The sequence below is a fragment of the Nocardioides nanhaiensis genome, from assembly GCF_039542785.1.
GTDB lineage: Bacteria > Actinomycetota > Actinomycetes > Propionibacteriales > Nocardioidaceae > Nocardioides > Nocardioides nanhaiensis.
The window spans coordinates 417,614-436,852 of the sequence record NZ_BAABIM010000004.1 but is presented as its reverse complement, the minus strand read 5'-3'; the positions used below and the strand labels follow the sequence as shown (position 1 = coordinate 436,852).

The 19,239-nt window shown below is 73.7% G+C and carries 18 protein-coding genes; 11 read left to right on the top strand and 7 right to left on the bottom strand.

From position 1 onward, the window contains the following. Nucleotides 1-66 precede the first annotated feature (66 nt). The 4 genes from ABD948_RS19085 to ABD948_RS19070 all read right to left on the bottom strand — a co-directional run bounded on the left by ABD948_RS19085 (nucleotide 67) and on the right by ABD948_RS19070 (nucleotide 3,542). On the bottom strand, nucleotides 67-330 hold the full coding sequence (locus tag ABD948_RS19085) for a hypothetical protein (protein WP_345269291.1): 264 nt from the start codon (nucleotides 328-330) through the stop codon (nucleotides 67-69). Between the two features lie 71 nt (nucleotides 331-401). Next, the gene (locus ABD948_RS19080; protein ID WP_345269285.1) at nucleotides 402-2,117 is read right to left on the bottom strand and encodes a peptidoglycan-binding domain-containing protein; all 1,716 of its coding nucleotides are present in this window, start codon (nucleotides 2,115-2,117) and stop codon (nucleotides 402-404) included. 254 nt (nucleotides 2,118-2,371) lie between these two features. Next, nucleotides 2,372-2,641 carry a hypothetical protein gene (locus tag ABD948_RS19075; protein WP_345269279.1) on the bottom strand — a complete coding sequence of 90 codons (270 nt, stop codon included), beginning with the start codon at nucleotides 2,639-2,641 and terminating at the stop codon, nucleotides 2,372-2,374. Nucleotides 2,642-2,699: 58 nt separating this feature from the next. Continuing rightward, entirely contained in the window at nucleotides 2,700-3,542 is an 843-nt protein-coding gene (locus ABD948_RS19070; protein ID WP_345269274.1) for a hypothetical protein, read from the bottom strand. Nucleotides 3,543-3,684: 142 nt separating this feature from the next. Between ABD948_RS19070 and ABD948_RS19065 the strand changes: the two genes are divergently transcribed. From ABD948_RS19065 to ABD948_RS19045, 5 genes are all read left to right on the top strand, one after another. Continuing rightward, entirely contained in the window at nucleotides 3,685-4,908 is a 1,224-nt protein-coding gene (locus tag ABD948_RS19065; protein ID WP_345269269.1) for an esterase/lipase family protein, read from the top strand. Between the two features lie 133 nt (nucleotides 4,909-5,041). Then, nucleotides 5,042-5,650: an ATP-dependent Clp protease proteolytic subunit gene (locus ABD948_RS19060; RefSeq protein WP_345270427.1), complete on the top strand. Its 609-nt coding sequence runs from the start codon at nucleotides 5,042-5,044 to the stop codon at nucleotides 5,648-5,650. 7 nt (nucleotides 5,651-5,657) lie between these two features. After that, complete coding sequence (locus tag ABD948_RS19055) at nucleotides 5,658-6,266, top strand: ATP-dependent Clp protease proteolytic subunit (RefSeq protein WP_345269262.1); 609 nt, start codon at nucleotides 5,658-5,660, stop codon at nucleotides 6,264-6,266. Between the two features lie 155 nt (nucleotides 6,267-6,421). Then, complete coding sequence (gene clpX / locus ABD948_RS19050; protein WP_345269255.1) at nucleotides 6,422-7,714, top strand: ATP-dependent Clp protease ATP-binding subunit ClpX; 1,293 nt, start codon at nucleotides 6,422-6,424, stop codon at nucleotides 7,712-7,714. A 205-nt stretch (nucleotides 7,715-7,919) separates the two neighbouring features. Then, nucleotides 7,920-8,609: an ICP22 family protein gene (locus tag ABD948_RS19045; RefSeq protein WP_345269249.1), complete on the top strand. Its 690-nt coding sequence runs from the start codon at nucleotides 7,920-7,922 to the stop codon at nucleotides 8,607-8,609. A gap of 21 nt (nucleotides 8,610-8,630) precedes the next feature. Here ABD948_RS19045 and valS read toward each other — a convergent pair whose 3' ends face one another. Continuing rightward, nucleotides 8,631-11,240: a valine--tRNA ligase gene (valS, locus tag ABD948_RS19040; RefSeq protein ID WP_345269244.1), complete on the bottom strand. Its 2,610-nt coding sequence runs from the start codon at nucleotides 11,238-11,240 to the stop codon at nucleotides 8,631-8,633. A gap of 49 nt (nucleotides 11,241-11,289) precedes the next feature. Next, nucleotides 11,290-12,387 carry an NAD(P)-dependent alcohol dehydrogenase gene (locus ABD948_RS19035; protein ID WP_345269236.1) on the bottom strand — a complete coding sequence of 366 codons (1,098 nt, stop codon included), beginning with the start codon at nucleotides 12,385-12,387 and terminating at the stop codon, nucleotides 11,290-11,292. 139 nt (nucleotides 12,388-12,526) lie between these two features. On the opposite strand from ABD948_RS19035, the gene folC reads away from it, so the two are divergent. From folC to ABD948_RS19010, 5 genes are all read left to right on the top strand, one after another. Next, nucleotides 12,527-13,912, top strand: coding sequence for a bifunctional tetrahydrofolate synthase/dihydrofolate synthase (gene folC / locus ABD948_RS19030; protein WP_345269231.1), 1,386 nt, complete (start codon nucleotides 12,527-12,529; stop codon nucleotides 13,910-13,912). Beyond that, nucleotides 13,909-14,388: a DUF4233 domain-containing protein gene (locus tag ABD948_RS19025; RefSeq protein WP_345269226.1), complete on the top strand. Its 480-nt coding sequence runs from the start codon at nucleotides 13,909-13,911 to the stop codon at nucleotides 14,386-14,388. Before folC ends, ABD948_RS19025 begins: the two co-directional genes overlap by 4 nt. After that, nucleotides 14,385-15,149, top strand: a complete 765-nt coding sequence (locus ABD948_RS19020; protein WP_345269219.1) for a hypothetical protein — start codon at nucleotides 14,385-14,387, stop codon at nucleotides 15,147-15,149. The genes ABD948_RS19025 and ABD948_RS19020 overlap by 4 nt, the downstream gene beginning before the upstream one ends. Before the next feature lie 108 nt (nucleotides 15,150-15,257). Continuing rightward, nucleotides 15,258-15,779: a hypothetical protein gene (locus tag ABD948_RS19015; RefSeq protein ID WP_345269215.1), complete on the top strand. Its 522-nt coding sequence runs from the start codon at nucleotides 15,258-15,260 to the stop codon at nucleotides 15,777-15,779. Beyond that, nucleotides 15,776-17,086, top strand: coding sequence for a hypothetical protein (locus ABD948_RS19010; RefSeq protein ID WP_345269204.1), 1,311 nt, complete (start codon nucleotides 15,776-15,778; stop codon nucleotides 17,084-17,086). The genes ABD948_RS19015 and ABD948_RS19010 overlap by 4 nt, the downstream gene beginning before the upstream one ends. Here the strand turns inward: ABD948_RS19010 and ABD948_RS19005 are convergent. Then, nucleotides 17,065-18,438, bottom strand: a complete 1,374-nt coding sequence (locus tag ABD948_RS19005; RefSeq protein ID WP_345269196.1) for an aminotransferase-like domain-containing protein — start codon at nucleotides 18,436-18,438, stop codon at nucleotides 17,065-17,067. The genes ABD948_RS19010 and ABD948_RS19005 overlap by 22 nt on opposite strands. An 89-nt stretch (nucleotides 18,439-18,527) precedes the next feature. On the opposite strand from ABD948_RS19005, the gene ABD948_RS19000 reads away from it, so the two are divergent. Next, on the top strand, nucleotides 18,528-19,238 hold the full coding sequence (locus ABD948_RS19000) for a pyridoxamine 5'-phosphate oxidase family protein (protein WP_345269188.1): 711 nt from the start codon (nucleotides 18,528-18,530) through the stop codon (nucleotides 19,236-19,238). Nucleotide 19,239 lies beyond the last annotated feature (1 nt).

The window sequence follows — 19,239 nt, the reverse complement described above, 5'->3', positions numbered from 1 at the left end:
CGACGACGGCCGCCCGGCAGGGGTGCCCGGCGGCCGTCGTCGAGCCTGGTGCGACTCGGGGTCAGGTCAGTTGGAGACCTGCTCCTGCTCCTGCGCCTGGTTGTTGATCAGCGTCGAGAACTCCTGCAGCGACTGGCTGACGCGGGTCAGCATGGTCACGTAGTCGGACTTCCAGCTGTCGCGGGTGCGGTCGGCGTCGGGGCCGATCCACTCGAAGCCGTCGATGACCTGGGTCATCCGGCCGGTCAGCTGCTCGAGCTCCTGGGAGCCCTGGGTGATCTGCTGCGACGCCTGACGACCGGCCTCGACATCCATGCCCTTCATGGCCATGAGTACTGCTCCTTTGCGTGGGTGTGCTGGGTTGCTGGGTTATCTGGGTGGGTGGTGCCTGAGCGTCAGGCTCAGTTGCCGGAGCCCATGCGGGACCGGACGTGTGCGGTGGCCTCGGCGGCCGTGATGACGCCGTTGCGGTCGGCGTCGAGCTCGCGGTTGGGCCCGTAGGCCTTCTCGCCCTGGGTGAACAGCGCCTCCTCGCCCGAGTGCGGCGAGCCGGCCAGGATCGAGGTGTAGACGCTCTCGAGGTCGCCGAGGCGGCCGCGGTAGGGCTCGAAGTACCTCTCCACGTAGGCCAGCTGCTCGGTCGGGCTCATCTGCGCCAGCTCCGAGGTGCTGGTGCCGAGGCCGCGGGCGGTGGCGTCCATGAACTGGATCAGGCCGGTGGCACTGCTGCGGGGGTTCTTGACGTCGGAGGCGAAGGTGCCACCGGTCTCGAAGCTCATCGCCGCGAGCATGTGCTCGGGCTGCGCGCCCAGGCGCTGGCTCATGCCCTCGACCTGCCGCAGGAACTCCGGGGTGACGTTGGGGTTGCCGCGGACGCCGGTGATCTGCTGGTAGTCGTAGCCGCCGGGGGAGGTGTAGCCCTCGCCGGCCTGGACAGGCAGCGGGTGGTCGGCGCGGTAGGCGTCGTAGGCGGCCTGGGTGTTCGCGCCCCAGACGCCGTCGGCGCCGCGGGTGTCGTAGCCGGCAGCGGTGAGCCGCTCCTGCAGCTGGGTCACCTCGCCGCCGCGCGAGCCGCGGCCGTTGCCGGCCGCGAGCGCGTCGATCTTCGGGTCGCCGCCACCTGCTCCCTTGGCAGCCAGGGCGGCGCCGCCCAGACCGAGGGCGGCAGCTCCGCCGGCGACACCGGCCGCCGCGGCGACGTTCGGGCCCTCGCCGGTCTTCGACGCCGGCTCCCCGGCCGAGGTGAGCCCGCCGGCGCTGTGGCCGGTCAGGGCGTCCGCGCCGGGCGTGGCGCCGCCGAGCCCGCCGTCGGCCGCGGTGGCGGTGCTGTGGCCCAGCGGGCTGCCGCTGGAGCCCGCGCCGGACACTCCGTCGAGGCCGCCGCCCGCACCGAAGGGCTGGGCCGCCGACCCGCCGCCGGTGCTGCCGGCCCCCGAGCCGCCGCCCGCGCCACTGCCCGCGCCGCCGCCGTCGATGCTGCCGCGCCCTCCCAGGGCGCCGTCGGCGCTGCCGGGCGAGGGCTGGATGCCCGCGAAGGTCGAGACGCGCTGGTCTCCGGGACGCTCGCCGGCTGCGGGCGTCGAGCCTGCGCCGGGCGTGGAGCCCGCGGACCCGGCCGGGGACCCCGCCGTCTCGCCGGTCGGCGTGAGGACCAGGTGACCGTCCTCGTCGACGCCGAGGGTGCCCAGCGGCGTGGTGCCGGGCTCGCCGGTGGCCGGGGCGCCGCCGGCCGGGGTGCCCGCGGGGACGCCGCCGGCGATGTCGCCGCCGTCGTAGGGCTGGGAGGGCGGGGGCAGGGCGGGCGTCTGGTACTGCGGCAGGGCGCCGAGGTCGACCGAGCCGCCGTTGCTGATCTCGTCCTGGGCGTCGGCGTTGAGGTTGAGGACCTGCGCGAAGGCCTTGAGCGCCATCGAGATCTTCTTCAGCCACGGGAGCACGGTGGTCTCGAGGTAGGTGGCGTAGGCGGCGCTGGCGCCACCGGTGAAGAACGAGGCAGCGCGCAGGAGCGCGATCAGCGCCTGCACGAAGGAGATGATGGTGTCGACGGTGTCGGCACCCTCCTGGAACTGCTGTCCGACCTCGCGGAGCTCGTCGGTGTCAGCGCCGAGGAACGCCATCTGCTGATCTCCTTCGCGGTCCGGCCCCGAGAACCGGGCCGACGGGTGGTGACGTCGAGGACGCTAGGCAGCGGTGGGGCGCCGGGTCGAGGGGTCGCCGGGTGGAAGGTTCCGGCCCGTCGTGCCCGCTCGGGGCGCCCCGGAGCAGCACGAAGGCCCACCGACAGGGACGGGTCGGTGGGCCTTCGTCGTGCTCCGGGGCGCAGCAGCGGCGTGCGCCCCGGTGGTCCGGTGGTCCGGTGGGGGGAGCGGGGTCAGGAGCTGACGGCGTCCTGGGCGTCGGCGTGGCGCGCCAGGACGCCCGCCTGCTCGCGCAGGGCCTCGGCGCAGTTGGTCGACTCGGGGATGAAGGAGCCCTCCATGTCGCCGCGCATGCGCTCCATGTCGGGGCCGTACCACTTCGTGGCCTGGAGCCGGCTGTAGAGAGCACTGCACACGCTCGAGGCCTGCGCCGCGTGGCTGTCCATCTGTCCCGACACCTCGCGTGCGTGCTCGGTGTCCATGCCCTGCAGGTTGCTGCCCATGCGGAGTCTCCTCGTGTCTCGGCTCCCGGTCGGCTCCGACGCTAGGCGGGCGAGTGCCTCAGGACGAGGGGGCGGCGGGCGGAACCTTCCGGGCCGCGGCGGCCCGCTCGACCCGCTCGAGGTCCTCGACGGTGACCAGACGCACCTCGGCGGTGCGGCGGCCGATGGCGAAGCGGACGTTCTGCGCGCGGCCGGAGCCCGCCCGGAAGGGGTCGTCGCGCGGCCCGAAGGCCAGGGAGGAGATCGAGCGGATGGCGTCGTCGACGCGCTGGGCGCGCTCGAGGTTCCAGGCGTAGCCGTGCCACCCCAGCACCCGCTCGTAGATCTCGCGGTTCGAGGGTGGGCGCGGGTAGTCGTCGGTGCCGGTGAGCCAGGGCTCGGCCAGCGCGAGGGCCACGTACCACTCCCGCGACTGGGTGGGCAGGTGCGGCGCGGGGGCGGTGGCCGTGGCGTCGACGTCGTCCTCGCCCTCCTCGGGCCGACGGCGCGGCGCCGGGTCCGGGGTGGAGGCGTGCACGTCGACGACGATCGCGAGGTCGTCGTAGGTGCCGGCGACGGTCTGGCGCCCGCGCATCACGACGAGCTGGTTCTCGCCCTCGTCGAGCAGCAGCGACATGCCCTCGGCGAGGGTGACCCGCCGGGCGCCGCCGGGCGCGTCGAAGAGGCTGGAGACCTGGGTCTCGCCCGAGCCGTGCCAGCGCAGGCGGGCGATCTCCTCGCCGACGACGAGCTCGCCGAGGAGTCGCGACACGTGGGGTGCGCAGCGGGGGAGGGCGATCGCCGTGGTCCGCAGGGCGGCCTCGCCCTCCTCGGGCAGCGAGGTGTGCGGCGAGCGGCCGAAGAGCAGCGTCTCGCCGGAGCCCAGGGTGACGGTCGGCAGCCCCGACCCACGCAGCGTCACCCGGAGCACGGTGATCCCCCGGGAGGCATGGAACGATCCAACCACACGGGGCGGCACCCCGTCGGCCGTCCGCGAGGGCCGTGCCGGGCGCTGCTGCACGGATTGAGTGCACGTGCGTTCACTGAAGCGGTAGGATCCAGCCATGACCGCCAGCCCGACCGGTACCGCGACCGCGAGCCACCCGGCCCCCGGCCCCACCGTGCTCGACGCGCTCTCGCTGCTGAGCCAGGTGGCCGACGAGCTGGGGGTGCGCAGCGTGCGCGACACCCATCTCGCCGTCACCGACCGGGTGCACGGTCTGCTCGACCGCGTCACCGGCGGCACCTCGGCGGTGCCCGGCGCGGTGCACCGCGGCATCGCGTCCGCGGTCTACGGCGGGCTCGGCACCGGTCTGCGGGCCGCGTCCACGGGCCTGGACCGGCTGGCGGCCACCGGCGTCGGCCCCCGCCTGGAGGACGACCCGCGGGGTCGGTTCGTCAGCTCCGCGGTCAACGGACTGATCGGCGACAAGCTGCTGCGCGAGCGGCCGCAGATGGCCATCCCGATGGCGGTCCGTGCCGGGGGTCGCGACGTCGAGCCCGACGCCGCGGGGCTGCGCGCGGCGTTCCCCGCCGCCACACCCCGACTGGTCGTCCTGCTGCACGGCCTGTGCGAGAACGAGGCCTACTGGCAGCTGCACCGCGAGCGCACCGGCACCACCTACCCCGAGGCGCTGGAGGCGCTGGGCTGGACGCCCGTGCTGCTGCGCGTGAACACCGGGCTGGGCCTGCGCGAGAACGGCGTCGCCCTCACCTCGCTGCTGCAGCGGGTCACCGAGGCGTGGCCGGTGCCCGTGGAGCGGGTCGCGCTGGTGGGGCACTCCATGGGTGGACTGGTCGTGCGCGCCTCGGGCGCGGTCGCCGCGGAGCCGCCGCCCGGCGCCCCCGCCTCGTGGACCGACTGGACCTCGCTGGTCAGCGACGTCGTCACGCTGGGCACCCCGCACCTGGGCGCTCCCATCGCCTGGGGGATCGGCCACGGCAGCCGGGGTCTCGGCCTGCTGCCCGAGACGGCGGCCTTCGGCCGGATCCTGGACTGGCGCAGCGCGGGCGTGCACGACCTGGTCGCCGGGCTGACCGACGACGTGCCGCCGCTGCCGCACGCGCGCTACCACCTGGTGTGCGCCACGCTGACCGCCGCGCGGCGCCACCCCGTAGGCAACCTCGTGGGTGACCTGCTGGTGCGCCCGCGCTCGGCCTACGGCACCGACCGCAGCGGGCGGCGGCTCTTCCCCGACGCCGACGTGCTGCACGTCGGTGGCACCGACCACTTCGGGCTGCTCAACCACCCGCGCGTCCACGAGGCGCTCGCGCAGTGGCTGGCCTGACGTCGCACCCGCCCGGCCCGCTGCCCGCGTTCCGCCGTCGGCGAACACCCCGGGATCTCCCGTGGATGCGTCGGTGCCACGGGCTAGGGTCGAGCACGTGAACCAGACCAACCCGTCCGAGGCCCTCCCGCGCATGAGCGGCGCGCCGGGGCTCAACGTCCTCGACGACCACATCTACCAGCGTCTGCTGCGCGAGCGGATCGTGTTCCTGGGATCCGAGGTGCGCGACCAGAACGCCAACGCCATCTGCGCGCAGCTGCTGCTGCTCTCGGCCGAGGACCCCGAGGCCGACATCTTCCTGCACATCAACTCGCCCGGTGGCTCGGTCGACGCCGGCATGGCGATCTACGACACCATGAACTACATCCCCAACGACGTGGCCACGGTGGGCATGGGCCTGGCCGCCTCGATGGGCCAGTTCCTGCTCTGTGCCGGCACCAAGGGCAAGCGCTACGCCCTGCCGCACGCGCGGATCATGATGCACCAGCCCTCCTCGGGCATGGGCGGCTCGGCCTCCGACATCAAGATCCAGGCCCAGCAGTCGCTGCACATCAAGAAGGTCCTGCTCGAGCTCATCTCCGAGCACACCGGCCAGAGCGTCGAGCAGGTCACCGCCGACGCCGACCGCGACCGTTGGTTCACCGCCCAGGAGGCGCTCGAGTACGGCCTCGTCGACCAGGTCGTCAAGAGCGCCCGCGAGGCCGCCGACGAGGGCCGCCCCGCCCACAACAAGGACAGCTGAGGACACCATGAACTACTACATCCCCCAGTGGGAGGAGCGGACCTCCTACGGGTTCCGCCGCATCGACCCCTACGGCAAGCTCTTCGAGGAGCGCATCATCTTCCTCGGCACGCCGATCTCCGACGACGTCGCCAACGCCGTCATGGCACAGCTCATGTGCCTGGAGTCGATGAACCCCGACCAGGACATCAGCATCTACATCAACTCCCCGGGCGGCTCCATCACGGCGCTGACCGCCATCTACGACACGATGCACTTCATCAAGCCCGACGTGCAGACCGTGTGCCTGGGCCAGGCGGCCTCGGCGGCCGCGATCCTGCTGGCGGCCGGCACGCCCGGCAAGCGGATGGCGCTGCCCAGCAGCCGGATCCTGATCCACCAGCCCTACACCGAGGGCACGTTCGGCCAGACCTCCGACATCGAGATCCAGGCCAACGAGATCATCCGCATGCGCGAGATGCTCGAGCAGATGATCAGCAAGCACAGCGGCCGCGACCTCGAGCAGGTCAGCCGCGACATCGAGCGCGACAAGATCCTCACCGCGGAGGCCGCGGTCGAGTACGGGCTCATCGACTCGGTCATCGAGTCGCGCAAGGCCGTCCCCGCCCTGGCCTGAGGCCCTCGGCGAGACTCTGCGACCCGACTCCGTGTCCACCCCCGCGCCGGGGGTGGCGCGGGGTACGGTCGGGGGGCTCGCCCGCAGCACCCCTCGCTCGACCCGCTCGACCTGCTCTGCACGCACTGCACGCTCGATCAGTAGGAGGAACCTCGGTGGCACGCATCGGTGACGGAGGCGACCTGCTCAAGTGCTCGTTCTGCGGCAAGAGCCAGAAGCAGGTCAAGAAGCTGATCGCCGGCCCCGGCGTCTACATCTGCGACGAGTGCATCGACCTGTGCAACGAGATCATCGAGGAGGAGCTGAGCGAGGGCGGCGAGGTCAGCCTCGACGAGCTGCCCAAGCCCCGCGAGATCTTCGACTTCCTCAACTCCTACGTGATCGGCCAGGAGCAGGCCAAGAAGTCGCTCGCGGTCGCGGTCTACAACCACTACAAGCGGGTGCAGGCCGGTCTCCAGCCCGGTAGCGCGGGCTCGGGCAAGCACAGCAAGGAGGAGGTCGTCGAGGTCGCCAAGTCCAACATCCTCGTCATCGGCCCCACCGGCTGCGGCAAGACCTACCTGGCCCAGACCCTGGCCCGGATGCTCAACGTCCCGTTCGCCATCGCCGACGCGACGGCGCTGACCGAGGCCGGCTACGTCGGCGAGGACGTCGAGAACATCCTGCTCAAGTTGATCCAGGCGGCCGACTACGACGTCAAGAAGGCCGAGACCGGGATCATCTACATCGACGAGATCGACAAGGTGGCCCGCAAGGCCGAGAACCCCTCGATCACCCGCGACGTCTCCGGTGAGGGTGTCCAGCAGGCCCTGCTCAAGATCATCGAGGGCACCTCCGCCTCGGTGCCGCCGCAGGGCGGGCGCAAGCACCCGCACCAGGAGTTCATCCAGATCGACACCACCAACATCCTGTTCGTGGTGGGCGGCGCGTTCGCCGGTCTCGAGCAGATCGTCGAGCAGCGCGTCGGCAAGAAGACCCTCGGCTTCACCGCCGAGGTGCGTGGCGAGGCCGAGCGCGCCGAGCAGGACCTGCTGGCCATGGTGCGGCCCGAGGACCTCACCAAGTTCGGTCTGATCCCCGAGTTCATCGGTCGCCTGCCGCTGATCGCCAGCGTGAGCAAGCTCGACCGCGAGGCGCTGGTCGCGATCCTCACCGAGCCGCGCAACGCGCTGGTCAAGCAGTACCAGAAGCTCTTCGAGCTCGACGGCGTCGAGCTGGAGTTCACCCCCGAGGCCGTCGACGCGATCGCCGAGAAGGCGCTCGAGCGCGGCACCGGTGCCCGCGGCCTGCGCGCGATCATCGAGGAGGTGCTCCTCCACGTGATGTACGAGGTGCCCTCGCGCGGAGACGTCGCCAAGGTCATCGTCACCGACGACACCGTGCTCCACGAGGTGGCCCCGACGCTCGTGCCGCGCGAGCCCGAGGTCAAGAAGAAGAAGTCCGCCTGACCCAGGCTCGTCCTGCGTCACCCGTGCCCTTGTCGGCACGGTGACTAGTACGGCTAGTCACAACGAGCCGTTTGGTAGTCATTCTCCGACCGGGCGGTCGCCCCGGCGGGGGCGAGACGGAACAATCATCGGCACCGACGCCCTCCAGCGGCGGGACGTCGGTCCGCTCGGGGCCGGGCCGGACGACGAGAGGCGCCGTGAGCGTGTGAGCCGCAACCAGAAAGCACCCCTGCTGGTCTTCGTGCTGGTCGCGATGATCTGCACCCTGGTCGTGGTGGACTCCATGCGGGTCGACGCCGGTGATCGCGACCTCGTGCTGGGCGCGCGCTCGCCCGGCGTCGCAGGTAGCGAGACCCCCGGCTCCACGCAGCCCACGACCCCCGAGGAGCGGGCCACCCACGACGTCGACGCGTCTCGGGACGACTCCGCCCCGTCGGTCGACCGCGACGACGAGCTCGACACGTCGTCGGGGTCGGCCGCCACCGGGTCCCCGTCGGGTTCGCCCTCCACCGACGACGGCACCGCCGTGCCGCAGCCGGGCACGGGCTCGGCGCCGCTGCTGGCCTGGGGCTCCGCGCCCTCCGGCGAGCAGCCCGACGGCCCCGCCGGTGACGGCACGGAGGCGCTGCCCGAGAGCGGGCCGCCGACCCAGGGCCCCAGCACCCACGAGGGGCTCGAGCCCGAGCAGGGTGAGCGTCCCGACCTGCCCGGGCGCGGCCTGACCGCCGTCAGCCCGCCCGTCCCGGTGCCGGTGGTCCCTGACCCGACGTCGACGCTTCCGTCACCGCCGGCCACGCCCCTCACGCCGGGCGCGCAGCCCCCGTCGGCGGAGCCGCTGTGCCGCGAGCGGGCGCGGCGGCACCCGCCGCGACGCGCGCTGCAGCCCTGTCGCTGACAGCCCGGGCCCCGGGCCGGCTCAGGCCTCGACCAACCGGGTCTCCACCGCGAGCTCGCCCACGGTCTCGTCGGGCGTGAGCACGAGGTCACCCACGATCTTGCCCGCGGACCGCAGGTCGCTCTCGGCGTCGGCGACGGCGTCGAGCAGCTTCTGCGGCCCCCGGACCTCGACCTGCGCCACCTCGGCGCGCATCGAGACCTTGGCCTGGGACTTCGCACCTCGGACCCGGGTCAGCACGGTGGCCACCGCTGCGACGGCGGCGGGGTCGGCAGCGGCGGCCGAGCCGAGCTCGGTGACCTGCGGCCACGGGGCGCGGTGCACCGAGCCCTCGTGCCACCACGACCAGACCTCCTCGGTGGCGTAGGGCAGGAACGGCGCGAGCAGCCGGGTGAGCACGTCGAGGGTCAGCGCGAGCGTCGCCTGGGCGGACTCGGTGCCGGCGCCGCCCTCGGGGTCGTAGGCGCGCTCCTTGACCAGCTCCACGTAGTCGTCGCAGAACTCCCAGAAGAACTTCTCGGTGGTCTCGAGCGCGGTGGTGTAGTCGTAGGCCTCGAAGGCGTCGGTGGACTTGGCGATGACGCCGCGCAGCCGGCCGAGCAGGGCGCAGTCCACCGGCGCGCTGACGGCGACGGCGTCGGGCCGGGTGGCGCCCACGTTGCCGAGCACGAACTTGGCGACGTTGAGCACCTTGAGCGCGAGGCGGCGCCCCACCTTCATCTGGGTCTCGTCGAAGGGGGAGTCCAGGCCCGGGCGGGCGATGGCGGCGCGCCAGCGCACGGCGTCGGCGCCGTACTTGTCGAGGATCTCGTTGGGGACGACGACGTTGCCCTTGGACTTCGACATCTTCTTGCGGTCGGGGTCGACGATGAAGCCCGAGATCAGCGCGTGCGACCACGGCACGACGCCGTTCTCGTAGTGCGCGCGCACGACGCGCGAGAAGAGCCAGGTGCGGATGATGTCGTGGGCCTGGGTGGCCAGGTCCATCGGGAAGACCCGCTGCCACAGGTCGTCGTCGGTCTCCCAGCCGCCCGCGATCTGCGGGGTCAGCGAGGAGGTGGCCCAGGTGTCCATGACGTCGGGGTCGCCCAGGAAGCCGCCCGGCTTGCCGCGCTGGTCCTCGGTGTAGCCGCGGGGGGCCTGGGTGGAGGGGTCCACGGGCAGCTCGACCTCGGAGGGCAGCAGCGGGTGGGCGTAGTCGGGCTCGCCGTCGTCGTCGAGCGGGTACCAGGCCGGGAACGGGATGCCGAAGAAGCGCTGGCGGGAGATCAGCCAGTCACCGTTGAGGCCCCCGACCCAGTTGTCGTAGCGGTGGCGCATGTGGGCGGGCAGCCAGCGGATCTCGCCGCCGCGCTCGAGCATCTCGGTGCGCAGCGCGGTGTCCCGGCCGCCGTTGCGGATGTACCACTGGCGCGTGGCCACGATCTCGAGCGGCTTGTCGCCCTTCTCGTAGAAGTTGGCCTTGCGCTGGATGGCCTTCGGCTCGCCGTCGAGATCACCGCTCTCGCGCAGCGCGGCGACCATGGCCTCGCGGGCCGAGAAGACGGTCTTGCCGGCCAGCTCGGCGTACGCGGTCGCGGCCTGCTCGCCGGCCAGCCACTCGGGCGTCTCGCGGGTGAAGCGGCCGTCGCGGCCGATGACGGTGCGCACCGGCAGGTCGAGCTCGCGCCACCAGGTGACGTCGGTCAGGTCGCCGAAGGTGCAGCACATGGCGATGCCGGCGCCCTTGTCCATCTCGGCGGCCGGGTGCGCGAGCACCGGCACCTCGACGCCGAAGACCGGACTGCTCACGGTGGTCCCGAAGAGCGGCTGGTAGCGCTCGTCGTCGGGGTGCGCGATCAGCGCGACCACGCTGGCGATCAGCTCGGGGCGGGTGGTCTCGACGTGCACCGCGGTGCCGTCGGCGCGACGGTAGGCGACCCGGTGGTAGGCGCCGGGGTAGTCGCGCGCCTCCAGCTCGGCCTGGGCCACGGCGGTCTGGAAGGTGACGTCCCACAGGGTGGGGGCCTCCTGCAGGTAGGCCTCGCCGCGGGCGACGTTGCGCAGGAAGGCGCGCTGGCTGACGGCCTGGGCCTTCGGACCGATGGTCGTGTAGGTCTGGCTCCAGTCGACTGAGAGGCCCAGCGTGCGCCACAGCGACTCGAAGACCTGCTCGTCCTCCTCGACCAGCCGCTCGCACAGCTCCACGAAGTTGGGTCGGCTGATCGGCACCTGCTTCTTGGGGTCCGGCTTCTCCGGCGGGGTGAAGTCGGCGTCGTAGGGCAGGCTCGGGTCGCAGCGGACGCCGAAGTAGTTCTGCACCCGACGCTCGGTCGGCAGGCCGTTGTCGTCCCAGCCCATCGGGTAGAAGACGGTCTTGCCACGCATCCGCTGGAAGCGCGCGATCAGGTCGGTGTGGGTGTAGGAGAAGACGTGGCCCACGTGCAGGCTGCCGCTGACGGTCGGCGGCGGGGTGTCGATGGAGTACACCTCGGCCCGCGGTCGGCTGCGGTCGAAGGCGTAGGTGCCCTGCTCCTTCCAGCGCTGCGCCCAGGTCGCCTCGAGACCCTCGAGCGCGGGCTTCTCCGGTACCGCGACGGCACGCTCGGGCGTGCTCGTCGGGTCGGTGGCCTGCGAAGTGGTCTCGGTCATGGCTGAATCCTAGGAGTCGCGACCGTGCTCGCTCACACCAGTTCCGCGGTCACCAGACCAGGACGGGCTTGATCGCCCGGGCGGCCTCCACGTCCGCGACGGCGGTGCCGATGTCGAGGGCGTCGTAGGTGGCCACGAGCGGGTCGAGGTCGAGCAGGCCGTGCGCGCGCATCTCGATCATCCGCGGCACCATCGTCTGCGGGTCGGAGTCGCCCTCGAGGCTGCTCATCAGCCGCTTGCCGCCCTGCAGCAGGTCGGTGGCGTCGACCGGGTACTCCTCCGCTCCGAGCCCGAGCGCCACCAGGGTGCCTCGCGTCGCGAGCGCCTGCATGCCCTGCCGGACGACGCTCGGCACGGCGGTCGTGTCGATCGCGCAGCTGGCCCCGCCGGCGGTCAGGTCGCGGACGGCCTGCACGACCTCCTCGGCACCGAGCCCGGTGACGTCCAGCGGCACGGCCCCCAGGCGCTCGGCCTCGGCGAGCCGTGACGGTTGCAGGTCGACGGCGACGAGCGTGCCGGTGCCGACCGACTGCGCCGCGGCGACGGCGGCGAGGCCCACCGCGCCCGCGCCGTAGACCACCAGCGAGTCGGTCGGGGTGGGCCGGAGGACGTTGAGGACGGTGCCGACCCCCGTCTGGTAGCCACAGCCGAACGGGGCCAGCAGCGCGAGGTCGAGCGCGGGGTCGACCACCACGCAGTTGTCGGCGTAGGCGAGGGCGTGCCGGGCCAGGCTGGACTGGCCGAAGAAGCTGCCGAACAGCGGGGCGCCGTCGCGGCTGAGGTAGGTGGAGCCGTCCATGCGCATGCCCATGTAGTTGAGCAGCAGCGAGGACTCGCAGTAGCCCACCTCGCCGGCGGTGCAGCGGGAGCAGGCGCGGCAGGAGCGGAAGCTCATCACCACGTGGTCGCCGACGGCGATCCCCCCGACCGCCGCGCCGACGGCCTCCACGACCCCCGCGCCCTCGTGGCCGAGCACGGTCGGGAACATCTCCTCGGGCAGGAAGCCGCGCAGCGTCAGGTCGGTGTGGCACAGACCGGTGGCCACCATCCGCACGAGCACCTCGTCCTCGCGCGGCGGCTCCATCTCCACCTCGGTGAGCACGAAGTCGCCGCCCTGGTGCTCCACCACGGCCGCCTGCGTCCTCATCGGGTCCTCACCGGGTGCTCACGAGTGCCATCCCCGGACCCTAGAGGTAAACTAGAACGCGTTCCAGACCCGTGCCGGGGTGCGCGTCACACCCGCGCGGAGTCGGCTCGACGCCGCGACCTCCCTAGACTCGGGAGTGATGACCCAGAACTCCGCGAGCCCCGAGAACGGCGCGCCCGACGCACCCCGCCTGGCCCAGACGCTGGCCGAGGTGGAGGACGCGCTGCTCTCGCGCTGGCCGGAGACCCGCCTGGAGCCCTCGCTCGACCGCATCCGCGCGTTCACCGAGGTGCTCGGGGACCCGCAGCGCAGCTACCCCGTCATCCACCTCACCGGCACCAACGGCAAGACCTCCACCGCGCGCATGATCGACGCCCTGCTGCGCGCGCTCGACCTGCGCACCGGTCGCTTCACCTCCCCGCACGTGGAGTCGATCACCGAGCGGATCAGCATCGACGGCGCGCCGCTGGACGACGAGGCCTTCGTGCGGGCCTTCAACGACGTCGCGCCCTACACCCACCTGGTCGACGCCGCCTCCGAGCACCCGCTGTCCTTCTTCGAGACGGTCGTGGGCATGGCCTACGCGGCCTTCGCCGACGCGCCCGTCGACGTCGCCGTCGTCGAGGTCGGGATGGGCGGCTCCTGGGACGCCACCAACGTCGTCGACGCCACCGTCGCGGTGGTGCTGCCCGTGGCGCTCGACCACGCCGTCTACCTGGGCGAGACCATCGAGGCGATCGCCGCCGAGAAGGCCGGCATCCTCAAGCCGGGCTGCACCGCCGTGCTGGCCAGCCAGGAGCCGGCAGCAGCCACGGTGCTGACCGCGCGGGCCAAGGAGGTCGGCGCCGCCGTCGCCCGCGAGGGCGTCGAGTTCGGCGTGCTGCGCCGCGCTGCCGCCGTCGGGGGTCAGGTGCTCACGCTGCAGGGGCTGCGCGCCACCTACGAGGAGCTGTTCCTGCCGCTCTACGGCGCCCACCAGGCGCAGAACGCCGCCGTGGCACTGGCCGCGGTGGAGGCCTTCGCCGGCGACCAGCCCCTCGACGACGAGCTGGTGCGGGCCGCCTTCGCCGAGACCAGCTCGCCGGGCCGCCTCGAGGTGGTGCGGCGCAGCCCGACGATCGTGCTCGACGCCGCCCACAACCCCGCCGGCGCCCGCGCCACCGCCGCCGCGCTGGAGGACTCCTTCCAGTTCTCCCCGCTGATCGGGGTGATCGGGGTGATGGGCGACAAGGACGCCGACGGGGTGCTCGCGGCCTTCGAGCCCCACCTGCGCCACGTGGTCTGCACCCAGAGCTCGACGACGCGCGCGATGCCGGCCGAGCGGCTGGCCGAGGTGGCCCGCGAGATCTACGGCGAGGACCGCGTCAGCGTCGCGCCCCGCCTGGCCGACGCGCTCGACGAGGCGACCGGCCTGGCCGAGGCCGGCGAGGCCTACGGGGACCCGCTCGGCTCGGGAGCGGTGCTCGTGACCGGCTCGGTGGTGACCGTCGGGGAGGCCCGTGGCCTGCTGGGAGGCGGGCGATGACCGACGCCGCCGCCCCGCCCCCCGCCCCGGCCCCGCGCCCTGCCGAGCGCTCGCCGCGCCGCGGCATGTGCGCCGCGGTGCTCTCGCTCGAGGCGATCACGCTCGGTCTCACCACCCCGGTGATGATCACGCTCACCGAGGTGAGCACCGGTGCCGCCCTCGCCGTCGGTCTGGGGCTGATGGTGGCCTGCCTGCTGGTGGCCGGCCTGCTGCGCGCCGAGTGGGGTTACCAGCTGGGGTGGCTGCTGCAGGCCTGGGCGATCGGCCTGGGCCTGGTGCTGCCGATCATGTTCGTGCTCGGCGGCATCTTCGCGCTGCTGTGGGGCACCGCCGACTTCCTGGGTCGCAAGATCGAGCGCGAACGCGCCGCCGCCTGGGCGGCCTACGAGTCGGGGGAGGGTCCCCACCCCGAGTCCCAGCCCGCGACGGACGACGGGCCCGACCAGGCGGGCGGCCAGGCGGACGTGAGGCCGTGACCACCGCTCCGCTGCGCGCCGGCGCCGCCGTCCGGCTGCTGCGCGCCCTCGTGCTCACCGCGGTGGTGGCCGGCTTCGGGGCCGGCACCCACGTGGCCGCCGGTGGCCTGCTCCCGGCGCCGGCGGTGCTCCTCGTGCTGGCGGCGGGACTGACCCTGCTGCACGCCGCCGCGCTGGCCGGGCCCGCCTCGACCAGGCGGCTGGTGCTGCTGGTGGCCGGCGGCCAGGCGGCGGTGCACGTGGTGCTCACCGCGCTGGCCGGGCACCGCGGTCAGGGCACGGGCGGCCCCCTCACGGCGTCCGAGGGCATGGCGGCAGCGGCGCTGCCGACCTCGACCCTCGCCGACGCCGGTGCCCGCCGCGGCTCGCTGCGCGACCTCTACGAGGTCACCACTCCCGGGGCCGGCGGCGACGCCACCACATCGGCCACGCCGGCGTGGCTCGACGACGTGGTGGGCCACGTGGTGGCCGACCTCACCGGGCCGCACGCCCTGATGGCGATCGCGCACCTGGTGGCCGCGGCCGGCGTCGCCCTGTGGCTGGCCGCCGGTGAGCGCGCGCTGTGGTCGCTGGTGTGCCTGCTGGGCACCACCGCCGTCGCGGTGCTGGCGATGCTGGTGGCGTTCGCGCGCCTGCACGGGCGCCCGGCGCTCGTACCGGTGCACCGGCCCCGCCCCCGCACCCGTCCCCGCGCGGCGCTCCCGGCGCCGCTGCTCGGTGCGCTGGCGCGCCGCGGGCCGCCGGTGGTCGCGCTCGCCTGACGCCCCCGTCCCGGGTCCACCCGGGTGCGGGCAGCGCGTCGGCACGAGCGGCCAGGTGCCGCACCCGACCAGACCCCACCCGACCGACCCGACGAGGGAGATCCACCCATGCGCACGACCCGTTCCAGCCGTTCCAGCCGATCCAGCTCCACCCGTTCCCGCCGCCTGGCGGCCCCCGCTGCCGTGGCCGCCCTCGTGCTCGCGCTGAGCGCCTGCGGCTCCGACGACGACACCGCCGGCTCGGCGACCGAGAGCTCGCCGAGTGCCTCGGCCAGTGAGTCGGCCAGTCCGACCCCCAGCGGGTCGGCCAGTGAGTCGACCAGCGAGTCGGCCGGTGAGACCGACACCAGCGAGCCCGCCGAGCCGGCCGGCCCGAGCATCGACATCTCGGTCGAGGGCGACCAGGTCACCCCCAACGCCGAGACCCTCGAGGTCGAGGTGGGCCAGCCGCTGACCCTCAACATCTCCTCCGACCGCGCCGGTGAGCTGCACGTGCACGCCAAGCCCGAGCAGTACGTCGACTTCGAGGCCGGCAACACCGAGAGCGAGCTGGTCATCGAGACCCCGGGCTCGGTGGAGATCGAGGAGCACGAGAGCGGCGCCGTCATCGCGCTGCTGACGGTCCGGTGACCTACGCCCACGGGCTGGGCGGCGGGTCCGACCTGCCGATCCCGGCCAACTTCGCGATCCTGGGCGGCACCGCCGCCCTGGTGGTCTCCTTCGCGGTGCTGCTGCTGGCGTGGCGGCGCTCGGTGCTCGAGGACGGCACCCGCCGGGCGCTCGTCCCCGAGCGGTTCGCCGCGGTGCTCGACGGCGCCGCGTTCGCGATCACCCTGCGGGTGCTGGGGCTGCTCGTCTTCGGCTACACCGCCTACGCCGCGGTGCTCGGCCCGGACCTGCTGAGCAACCCGACCTTCGGGGTGTTCTACGTGTGGCTGTGGGTGGGCATCGTGCCCGCCTCGCTGCTGTTCGGGCGGTTCTACCGGGCGATCAGCCCGGCACGCACCCTGCACCTGGTGGTGGCGCGCCTGACCGGCTCCGACCCCGGCCGGGGCGTCCTGGAGCTGCCGCGGTGGGTGGGCTACTGGCCCGCGGCCGTGGGGCTCTTCGCGTTCGTCTGGCTCGAGCTGGTCTACCCGCTCTCGACCTACCTGGGCCCGGTGCGGCTGTGGTTCGTGATCTACCTCGCCGCGATGCTGGTGGGGGGCGCCCTGTTCGGCGACCGATGGCTCGAGCGCGCCGACCCGTTCGAGGTGTACAGCACGCTGCTGGCGCACCTCTCGGTCTGGGGCCGCGACGAGCAGGGCCGGCTGGTCGTGACCAGCCCGCTGCGGAACCTGACCCGGATCGAGCCGGCCCCCGGGCTGGTGGCCACCGTGGCGGTGCTGCTGGGCAGCACCGCCTGGGACTCCTACCGGGAGTCACCCACCTGGGTCCGGTTCAGCCAGACCATCTCGCAGCCCACCCTGGTGGACACCGGCATGCTGCTGGGGTTCGCGGTCCTCGTGGGGGCGGTCTTCACGCTGGCGACCGGGTTCCTGCCGCGCGAGGTGGAGGACCGGCGGCTGGTGCCGCGACGGATGGCGCACTCGGTGGTGCCGATCGTCGTGGGCTACATGGTGGCCCACTACCTCACCTTCTTCGTCGAGGTGGGGCAGCGGACGCTGGCCCAGATGAGCGACCCGATGGTCACCGGGGCGAACCTGTTCGGCACCGCGGACCTGCAGATCAACTACTGGCTCTCCGAGCACCCGACCTTCCTGGCGACGGTCAAGGTGCTGGCGATCGTGCTGGGCCACGTGGTGGGGGTGATCGCGGCGCACGACCGGGCGCTGCGGCTGCTGCCCGCGCGGCTGCACGTGACCGGGCAGCTGGGGCTGCTCGCGGTGATGGTGCTCTACACCTTCGGGGGCCTCTACCTGCTCTTCGGTGCCTGAGCCTGCTCGAGCCCCCGGACCAGCAGCGCCAGGGCGGTGTCGAGCTCGGTGTCGGTGACGCCGCCGAACCCGACGACCAGACCGGTCAGCGGTGAGCTGCGGCAGTAGTCGGCCAGCAGGTTGACCTGGTAGCCGCCCGCGAGCGCCGACTCGCGGGCGGCGACCGCCCGGTCGTGCGGCATCAGCCAGGTGGAGTACATGCCGGCGCTCGGGCCCGCGGCCTCGGCGTGAGGGGCCAGCGCCGCGGCCACGCGCGGTGCTCGCTCGGCGTAGACCCGGCGTGCGCTGCGCACCACCCGGTCCAGGTAGCCCTCGCGCAGCAGCGCGAGGAACGCGCGCTGCACGGGCCAGGGTGCGGCGTCGTGGGTGATCGCCCGACGGCGCTCGACGGCCGGGCCGAGGGCGGGCGGCGGCACCAGCCAGCCCAGCCGCAGGCTGGGCGCGACCGACTTGGCGGCCGTGCCCAGGTACGCCACGTGCTCGCGGTCCAGGGCCGCCAGCGCGGGCACCGGGGCCACGTCGTAGCGGAACTCGGAGTCGTAGTCGTCCTCGACGACGACGGCTCCCGTGGTCGCCGCGGCGCCGAGCAGCGTCGTCCGCTCGGCGGCGCCCATCACGCGCCCGAGCGGGTGCTGGTGGGCCGGCGTCGTGTAGACCGCCGACAGCCCGTGCAGCTGCTCCTCGCCGAGCGGCAGTGTCGCCGGCAGGTCGCGCACCGGTCGGCCCTGGGCGCGGGCGGTCTCGACCGCCGCGCGGTACCCGGGGTCCTCGACGCCCACCGGGCCCGGCGGCACGGCGCCGAGCAGGTGGCGCAGCCCGTCGGTGGTGCCGCACGTGACCACGAGCTCCTCGGGGTCGACCACCAGCCCGCGGGTGCGGGCCAGCCGGTCGGCCAGCGCGACGCGCAGCGCCGGGAGGCCGCGCGGGTCGTCGTAGCCGCGCGGCGCGGTGGCGGTGGAGACCTCACGCCAGGCCCGGCGCCAGCCCGCGGCGTGCCGGGGGTCGATCCAGGGCGTGCCGGCGTCGAGCCGGACGACGGGTCCCGCGGGGGCGGTGCGGGCCGATCGCGGGGGCGCTCCCGGCCCGCTCGAGCGGGGCCGGATCCCCGCCGTCGCTGCGACGAAGGTGCCGGCCCCGCGCCGACCCTCGAGCCAGGCCTCCGCGACCAGCTGGTCGTAGGCCTGCTCGACGACGGAGCGCGAGACCCCGAGCTCGGCGGCGAGCGCGCGGGTGCTCGGCATCCGGTGCCCGGCGGACAGCGCGCCCGACGCGCACAGCTCCCGGACCTGGTCGGCGAGCTGCGCGGTCAGCGGCGCTGCTCCCCGCTGGAGCGTCAGCGGCAGGGTGGGCACGAGGGCTCCTCGGCGGTCCGAAAGTGGCTGGGTGAAGTGAAGCCGAAGTGGCCCGTGCCGGCAGGCCACTCGGCCACCAGGGTAGAGCCGTGACCACCGACGCCCCCCTCTCGCCCACGCCCCGCACCACCGCCACCCGCTCGCGCCACCGGATGCACGGCGGTCCCGGTGGCCGTGCCGCGCTGCTGCAGCTGCTCACCGAGGCGCCGGTGGCCCACCTCGGCGTCGTCGTCGGCGACCACCCGGTGGTGCTGCCGGTGGCGTTCGCGGTCGACCCCGAGGGTCCGGACGAGGGCGGCACGCTCTACGTGCACGCCTCCGCGGCGGCCGGCTGGCTCGGCGCGGCCGCCGGAGCGACGGTGTGCGTCACGGTCACCGAGGTGGACGGCCTGGTCCTGGCGCGCTCGGGCTTCCACCACTCGATGAACTACCGCTGCGCCGTGGTGATCGGCCGGGCGCGGGCGGTGACCGAGGGGCGCGAGCGGGCGCACGCCCTCGACCTGACCGTCGACCACGTGGTGCCCGGGCGGGCCGCCACGCTGCGCGCGCCCACCCGGCGCGAGCTGGCGGCCACGGCGCTGCTGGCGGTGCCGCTGGCCGAGGCCTCGCTCAAGACCCGCGCCGGCGGACCGGTCGACGAGCCCGAGGACGTGGCAGCGGGCGGCTGGGCGGGCACCGTGCCGCTGCACCGGATGGTCGGGGAGGTCGAGGCCGCGACGGACGCGGTCGCTCCTGTCCCGGACGACGTCGTCGCCCACGTGGAGCGCCTGCGCGCGAGGGCGGGGGAGCGGGCTGGGTAGG